At 70.1% G+C, this 7,218-nt stretch carries 6 protein-coding genes; 2 read left to right on the top strand and 4 right to left on the bottom strand.

What is annotated here, in order from left to right; genetic code table 11:
* Positions 1 to 649: hypothetical protein (locus VF794_RS26660; protein ID WP_331115161.1), on the bottom strand; the 649-nt coding region annotated here is incomplete at its 3' end.
* 204 nt (positions 650 to 853) lie between these two features.
* Positions 854 to 3,016: a polyphosphate kinase 1 gene (ppk1, locus tag VF794_RS26655; RefSeq protein ID WP_331115159.1), complete on the bottom strand. Its 2,163-nt coding sequence runs from the start codon at positions 3,014 to 3,016 to the stop codon at positions 854 to 856.
* A 195-nt stretch (positions 3,017 to 3,211) separates the two neighbouring features.
* Between ppk1 and VF794_RS26650 the strand changes: the two genes are divergently transcribed.
* Positions 3,212 to 4,315, top strand: a complete 1,104-nt coding sequence (locus tag VF794_RS26650; RefSeq protein ID WP_331115157.1) for an isopenicillin N synthase family dioxygenase — start codon at positions 3,212 to 3,214, stop codon at positions 4,313 to 4,315.
* Positions 4,316 to 4,333: 18 nt separating this feature from the next.
* Here the strand turns inward: VF794_RS26650 and VF794_RS26645 are convergent, their stop codons facing one another.
* On the bottom strand, positions 4,334 to 4,810 hold the full coding sequence (locus tag VF794_RS26645; RefSeq protein WP_331115155.1) for a hemerythrin domain-containing protein: 477 nt from the start codon (positions 4,808 to 4,810) through the stop codon (positions 4,334 to 4,336).
* 104 nt (positions 4,811 to 4,914) lie between these two features.
* Here VF794_RS26645 and VF794_RS26640 point away from each other — a divergent pair, with 104 nt between their 5' ends.
* Positions 4,915 to 5,538, top strand: coding sequence for an MBL fold metallo-hydrolase (locus tag VF794_RS26640; RefSeq protein WP_331115153.1), 624 nt, complete (start codon positions 4,915 to 4,917; stop codon positions 5,536 to 5,538).
* Here VF794_RS26640 and VF794_RS26635 read toward each other — a convergent pair.
* Positions 5,507 to 6,934, bottom strand: coding sequence for a hypothetical protein (locus VF794_RS26635; protein WP_331115151.1), 1,428 nt, complete (start codon positions 6,932 to 6,934; stop codon positions 5,507 to 5,509). The genes VF794_RS26640 and VF794_RS26635 overlap by 32 nt on opposite strands.
* Positions 6,935 to 7,218 lie beyond the last annotated feature (284 nt).

The raw sequence follows: 7,218 nt of genomic DNA, 5'->3' as shown, positions 1-7,218 counted from the left end.
GTACCAGGGCCAGGAGGCCATACGCGAGCAGGGGCGAGCGCTTCTTGCCCGGGTCCTGCACGGGCGCATCGGGCTGGAAGGCCGCCACCTTGTTGGTGGCGGGAGCGGCCTTCTTCGGTGCCTGCGTCGGAGCGGGAGCGGCGGGGATGAGGGCCTGGCCCGACGAGACCTGCTTCACGTTGCCGGCCAGCTCGATGGCCTCCGTGGTGAGGGCCTCCAGGGTGCGATCGATGGCGAGCGCCAACTCGGCGTCAGGGGTGAGCTCGTCGCGCAGCGCCGAGAGGGCCGCGTCCGACTCGGCCAGCAGCGCATCGAGCGCCACCTGATCCACCTTGCCGTGCGCGTTCAACAGCAGATCGTTGGCGGCGGCCAGCCGCCAGCGCGCCACGAGCGCATCGCGCAGCGTGTCGGCCACGCCGTCCGTCCGAAGGGCCTCGCGCTCGGGCTGGGTGAGCTTGTCCTGGAGCCTGCGGGCGCTCGGCAGCGACATCACCACGGAGAGCTGGCCGCGGAGGATCTCCAGCGCCTGGGCATGGGACGGCACGTTGCCGGGCCACATCGCGGTCTGGCCCTTCTTGGAGGCGGACAGCAGGGCGGTGAGCGCCTCAACCGAAGTCGGGGGAGTGTAGGGATCCTGGTCGTTTGCCATGGGCCACGCGGGTTATCGGATGCGCGCATCATCCGATTCTTGCCCCGTCATGACAATTGGCTGCTTCCCGGGCGGGTCCGTCCGGGTACAGGGTTTCAGCTCCAGCGGAGTCCGGAGGGGGGAGAGAAAACGAAAGGGAGGGCTACCCGGATTTCCGGGTCACCCGTTTGAGCTTCATACGCCCGCCTGGCGCCCTCCAGGGGGTCAGGGGAGCGGTCGGCCGCTGGTGGCCTGGGTCATGCGCAGCGTGCGCTCCATCAGCTCGTTCTGGGCCCAGCGCTTCTCGGCCTCGGGGACGCGCCGCAGCCACGTGCCGTCCGGTTCGAGCTGCCAGGCGTGGGTGTTGTCCGCGAGGCCCCGGTCGAGCAGATCCTTCACCTGGGCGATGAGCTGGGGATCCTCCACGGGCGCGAGGGCCTCCACACGGTGATCCAGGTTGCGCGGCATGAGGTCCGCCGAGCCGATGAGGCAGCGCGTCTCGCCCTCGCGCTCGAAGAGGTAGATGCGCGAGTGCTCCAGGAAGCGGCCGAGCGTGGAGACCACGCGGATGTTCTCCGAGACGCCGCCGACGCCGGGGCGCAGGCAGCAGATGCCGCGGATGTTGAGCTCCACCTTCACGCCGGCGCGCGAGGCGTCATAGAGGGCGCGGATCATCGCCGGGTCCACCAGCGCGTTCATCTTCATCTGGATGCGCGCGGGGCGCTCGGCCGAGTGGGCGGCGGCGGTGCGGCGGATCTCCTCGAGCAGACCCGAGCGCATGTTGAGGGGCGCCACGAGCAGCTTGCGGAAGGACTTGGGACGGGCGAAGCCGGTGAGGAAGTTGAAGAGGTCCGCCACGTCCGCGCCGATGTCCGGATCCGTGGTGAACAGCCCGAGGTCCGTGTAGAGCCGCGCCGTCTTCGGGTTGTAGTTGCCGGTGCCGATGTGGACGTAGTGGCGCACCTTCTCGCCCTCGCGGCGGACGATGAGGATGGCCTTGGCGTGCGTCTTGAGGCCGGGGATGCCGTAGACGACGTGCACGCCGGCCTCCTCCAGTGCGAGCGCCCACTGGATGTTGGCACGCTCGTCGAAGCGCGCCTTGAGCTCCACCATGCACACGGCCTGCTTGCCGCTCTCCGTGGCGCGGATGAGCGCGGGCACCAGCGGGGACTTGTCCGACGTGCGGTAGACGGTCTGCTTGAGGGCGAGCACGTCCGGATCCTCCACCGCCTCCGCGACGAAGCGCTCCACCGAGGTGGTGAAGGACTCGTAGGGGTGGTGGACGAGCAGCGCCCCCCGGCGCATGGCGGCCATCACCGTGCAGGGCTCCCCGTCGCCCTCGGCTCGCAGCCGGGGCTGGGTGACGGGCGTCCAGGGGGGATCTTTCAGCTCGGCGAAGCCCGGCGTGAAGACCACGGACATCAGATCCGTCAGGTCCAGCAGGCCCTGCTCCTCGTAGATCTGCCGGGGCTCCAGCCCGAGCGCCTCCACCAGCGAGTCGCGCAGCTTGGGGTTCATCCCCGCCTGGAGCTCCAGCCGGATGACGTCGCCGAAGCGGCGCTGGCGCAGCTCGGTCTGCACGGCCACCAGCAGATCCTCGGCGTCCTCGGAGACGGTGAAGTCCGCGTCGCGGGTGACGCGGAAGAGGCCGTAGTCGAGCACCTCCATGCCGGGGAACAGGGTGCCCAGGTGGTGGGCGATGATCTCCTCCAGCGGGATGAAGGACGTGGTGCCCTTGAGCGGGACGAAGCGCGGCAGCACCTCCTTGGGCACCTTCACCCGCGCCACGGTCTCCTCCTCGGCCACCGGGTCCCTGAGCAGCACCACCAGGCTGAGCGAGAGGTTGGAGATGTACGGGAAGTGCCGGCCCAGGCCGATGGCCAGTGGGGTGAGCACGGGGAAGATCTGCTCGCGGAAACGTTGATCCACCTGGGCCCGCGCCTCCGGGTCCAGGGTCTTCATGGAGAGGATGCGCAGGCCCTTCTCCGCGAGCGCCGGGCGGATCACCTTCTCGAAGCAGTCGCTGTGGCGCCGGCTCTGCTCGAGGATGCGCGTGTGCAGCTTGTCGAGGGTATCTCCCGGGGTGGCGCCGTCCGGGACGAGCCGGGCCACGCGGTTGCGCACCTGCTCGTGCAGCCGCGCCACGCGGATCATGAAGAACTCATCGAGGTTGCGCGCGTAGATGGCGCAGAACTTCAGGCGCTCCATGAGGGGCACCGAGCCGTCCTCGGCGAGCTGGAGCACCCGGTTGTTGAAAGCGAGCCAGGACAGCTCCCGGTTGAAGAAGAGGTCGCTGTCCGGCACCTCCGTGCCCGGAGGGATGATGTCCCGCTCGACGGGCTTCTGGGCGACGGTCCGGCCGGAGGTGGAGGTCGTGCGCTTGGCCATTCCCGTTCTCTTGGTAACGGGGAGGCGGTGGAGCAAGCCCATCCCGAGGGCAGTGTGAGACTTTGAAGACGAGGACCGCGTCTTCTGGCGCTTCGCCCGGCTGTAGCCCAGCCGGGGAGGCGAGCCTCCGTCGGGAGGCCTTCTCGGCGAGAACCCCTCCAAATTAGTCCCGAGGCACGGTACACCTGGGGGGCCATGGCTGATTCCACGATGAACATCCCGACCGTCGACCTCGCCGATCTCGCGTCCAACGATCCGGCCCGTTTCGAGCGCGGCGCGGCGGCGATCCGCGAAGCATTCGGTACCTATGGCCTCGTGTACATCCAGAACCACGGGGTCGACCTCCAGGCGCTGGAGCGCTTCTACGATGCGTTCGCGGCCTTCATCGCCCGGCCCGACGCGGCGAAGCGGCCCTATGGGCGCGCGGACATCTGGTACCAGCGCGGCTGGACGCCTCCGAACACCGAGGTCGCCGTCGCGGGCAATGGCCAGCCGGACTTCAAGGAGTGCTACTTCGTCGCCCCGTACCCCACGGACGCGCAGGCGGCGATCGAGTTCCCGCAGATCTACCCCGACAACGTGTGGCCCTCGGATGCGCCGCCGTACTTCCAGGAGGGGTTCCTCGGGCTCGGGCAGTCGCTGCACGAGGCCGGCCTGAAGCTGCTGCGCGGCGCCGCGGGAGCGCTCGGGCTGCCGGAGACGACGTTCGCGGCCCTGTGCGACAAGGGACCGCATGTCACGCGCGCGCTCCAGTACCTGCCGCTCACCCCCGCCCAGGTGAACACGAACATCGTCTGGGGCGAGGAGCACACGGACTTCAACCTGCTCACGCTCCTGCCCGGGGGACGTTTCCTGAATCCCGAGCGACGCCCGGCCCCCAAGCCCGATGACAAGAGCGGCCTCTACCTGCGCACGCGCGCCACGCCCACCGAGCCGAATGGGACGCTGGTGCGCGGCACCGCCCCGGCGGGGTGCATCGTCGCGCAGGTGGGCCAGCAGTTGGAGATCCTCACGGGCGGCACGTTCCTCGCGACGCCGCACGTCATCACCGCGCCGGGCGTGCCGGGCTGGCAGCGCCAGTCGGCCGCGCACTTCATGCACGTGCACACCAGCACGGTGCTCTTCCCGCTGGAGAAGTTCCGCACCCTGGAGGTGGCCCGGAACTACGCGCCCCCGGTGCTCGCGGGGACGTACGACATCAAGACGCTGGTGGACATCGGCCTGGCGCCCGCGAGCGCGCTGGACCAGCTCGGTTATCGGCACTACGACCGGCTCAACCGCATGCGCGCGAACACCTAGGACCGCGCGGGGAGCGCGCTAGTACGCTCCCATCTGGAGTTCGGACGAGACGGTCGGAAGGGCCCCCGGCCGCGCCAGCTCTTCGGTTTGTCGCGCCAGCTCCTCGCCCAATTGCTCGAGCTGCTCGGCGGACAGGAGCTGTCGCACCTGGGGAAAGAGGATGGTCCGCTCCTCGGCCACGTGTGCCTCCACCGAGGCGCGCAGGCGCACCAGGGCGGGCTCGAACTGCATGTCGCTGATGTCGAGGTGGATCAGCTGGGAGATCAGCGCCTTGGACTCGGCGTGGTCATCGAAGGAGTGAAGCAGCAGATCCTCCGTCTCGGCCAGCTTCACCGCCGGGTAGAAGTGCCGCTCTTCCAGCTGGGTATGAAGTGTGAGCATCCAGGCGAGCCGGCGGAACAGGTGGGTCTTCTCGGCTCCACTTGCCACCGCCACCTGCTGAAAGAGGGTTTCGGTTTCCTCGTGCTGCCGCGTCAAGAGCTCGATCGGGTCCATAAAGGCACGCTCCGCATCGGAGCATCCGCGGGCAAGCCGTTCATCCCCGAACGCCGGGCAACCAGGCGACCCCCGAGGTGCCTCCCCGCGCTACCTTGCGACCCATGAAAGCCCTGCATCGCAAAGAGCTCTACGGCTGGTCGCGCTTCGACGAGGCGCGCAACCTGGACTTCCACAGCGTCCTCTGGGTGCGTCCCGAGGGAAACGTGGTCTTCGATCCGCTCCCGCTGTCCGCGCACGACGCCGCGCACCTGCGCGCGCTGGGCGGAGTGGCCTGGGTGGTGTTGACCAACTCGGAGCACGTGCGCGCCACGCGCGAGCTGGTCGCCGACTTCGGCGCGAAGCTGGCCGGCCCCCGCGCCGAGGCGAACACCTTTCCCGTGAAGTGCGATCGGTGGCTTTCCGAGGGGGAGGTGCTCGTGCCCGGCCTGGTCGCCCTGGAGCTGCATGGCTCCAAGACACCCGGCGAGCTGGCCTTCCTCCTGGAGGACACGACGCTGGTGACGGGGGATCTCGTGCGCGGCCACGTCGGAGGACGGCTCAACCTGCTGCCGGAGGCGAAGCTGAAGGACCCGGTCCGGGCGCGTGCCTCGGTACGAGGGCTGTTGGTCTGGCCGCGCATCGACGCGGTGCTGGTGGGAGACGGCTGGCCGGTGTTCCGCGGCGGGCGCGCGGCCCTGGAGGAGCTGGTGGGCGTCAGTCCAGGAGTGGCAGCAACCACGCCATGAGCGGCAAGGCACTGACCAGGTAGCCCGAGGCGAGCAGCGCGCGGGCCAGGAACTGGCGCTGGGAGGCTCGGAGCCAGCGCGCGAGTCCCACCGGGACGAGCACCAGGGGCCCGAGCACGAGCCAGGACAGCGCGGGCACGGCGTGGGGAACCCCGGTGCGCTCGAGGTGCTCGAGCAGGTTGAGCGGATCGGCGCGCTGCCCCGAGGGGGTGAGGCCCACGTGGCAGCCCTCGGGGGTGAGCAGCGTGAGGCCTCGACGCGAGGGCACGAGGAAGCCGGAGGGGAGGTTGGCGCAGCGGCCCTCGAGGCGCGCGACGGCGGCCAGCCCCCGGGTGTCCTCTCCCACGCGCAGCAGACCATCCACCCCGGCGGCCGTGTGCCACCACTGGCCCTGCCACGCATGCAGGACGCCCACGCCCTGCTCCGGCAGGAAGCGGGGGAGGGGGGTGAGCCGTGAATCCTCGGCCATCACGGGGGCGGGCAGGGGACGCAGCCCGGAGGGAAGCGGCTCGGTGGGGAGGATGGTTCCATCGGGTTCGAGTCGGTGGGTAGCGGGTGCGCGCGGAGGCCGCAGGCGCCCGGCCACACGCAGATCGAGCCCGGACAGCAACTGGAGGGACTGTCCCTCCACCTCACCGGCCCCACTCTCCTCCACCTCGCGCAGGGTGCTGCCGTCCTCGACGAGGAAGCGCCAACTGTGCGAGAGCCCTCGGTAGGCCGCGTGCACGACGCAGTCCGTGCGGTTCAGACACATCTCCTCCCGGGTGACGACGCGGGGCAGGTCCGTGTCGCCCACCCGGACCAGCACGGCATCCGCCGCCTCGGCCCGGACGTCCTCGCCCCGGGCGGGCGCGAGCGCCACCTCCAGCCGATCTCCCGACCAACCCAGGCCGAGCAGTCGACTACCGGCCCCGCCCGGAAGGCGCTGGGGTGGCTCCCTCCAGCCTCGTGCATCCGCCACGGCCGCCACGAGCACATCGACCACTCCGCCCGGTGCACCCTGCGTGCTTGCCCGATACACGAGCCCCACGAGGTTGCCAGGCCCTGGCAGGAGGCCCTCGACCCGCTCCAGCGACAGGCGCTCGGGCAGCGGGGCCAGGAGGCGGGCCTCCCCGCGCGCCGGCTGGAGTACGGCGAGGGCGCCACCCGGAAGATCCGGTGCGGCGGCGCACGGCACCCAGACCCGGCCGGCGTGGACGAGGAGGGGGAAGCGCGCGTCGTGACCGCAGCCCCGGGGGGCGGATGCGAGGGGCTGGCCCGCCACGTCCCGCCATTCCAACTGGCGCGCACCGGTGGGGTGTCGTGGCCAGACGGACACGAAGCCGAGCACCGCGACCCAGGCCACGCAGGCGGTCCCCACGAGCAGCCAGGAGAGGAAGCGAAGAAGAGGCACCAACCTCAGGACGTCCGGGCAGGGGCTTCTCTTCCCCTCACGCGAGGCGGCTCGATGTCACAGGCGAAGCACCGCCAGGATGCTGGCCGGAGTACGACCGAGCAGCCACGAGTCAGGCGGTTACCCGAGGGATTCCTTTTTCTCGGGCATGCCCAGAATCTTACGGGTTCGACCCGCCGCGTTCGCACGGTCATGTCCACTGTTGATGCGTTGCGGCTCCAGTCCGAGGTGGCTGCTCGCGGGTAACTGTCGGAGTTCCCATGTCTCACAAGAAGAAGATCCTCCTC

It is taken from the genome of Archangium sp. (assembly GCF_036389735.1).
Taxonomy (GTDB): Bacteria; Myxococcota; Myxococcia; order Myxococcales; family Myxococcaceae; genus Archangium.
Note: the sequence above shows the minus strand (reverse complement) of the source record. Positions and strands in the feature narration are given on the sequence as shown.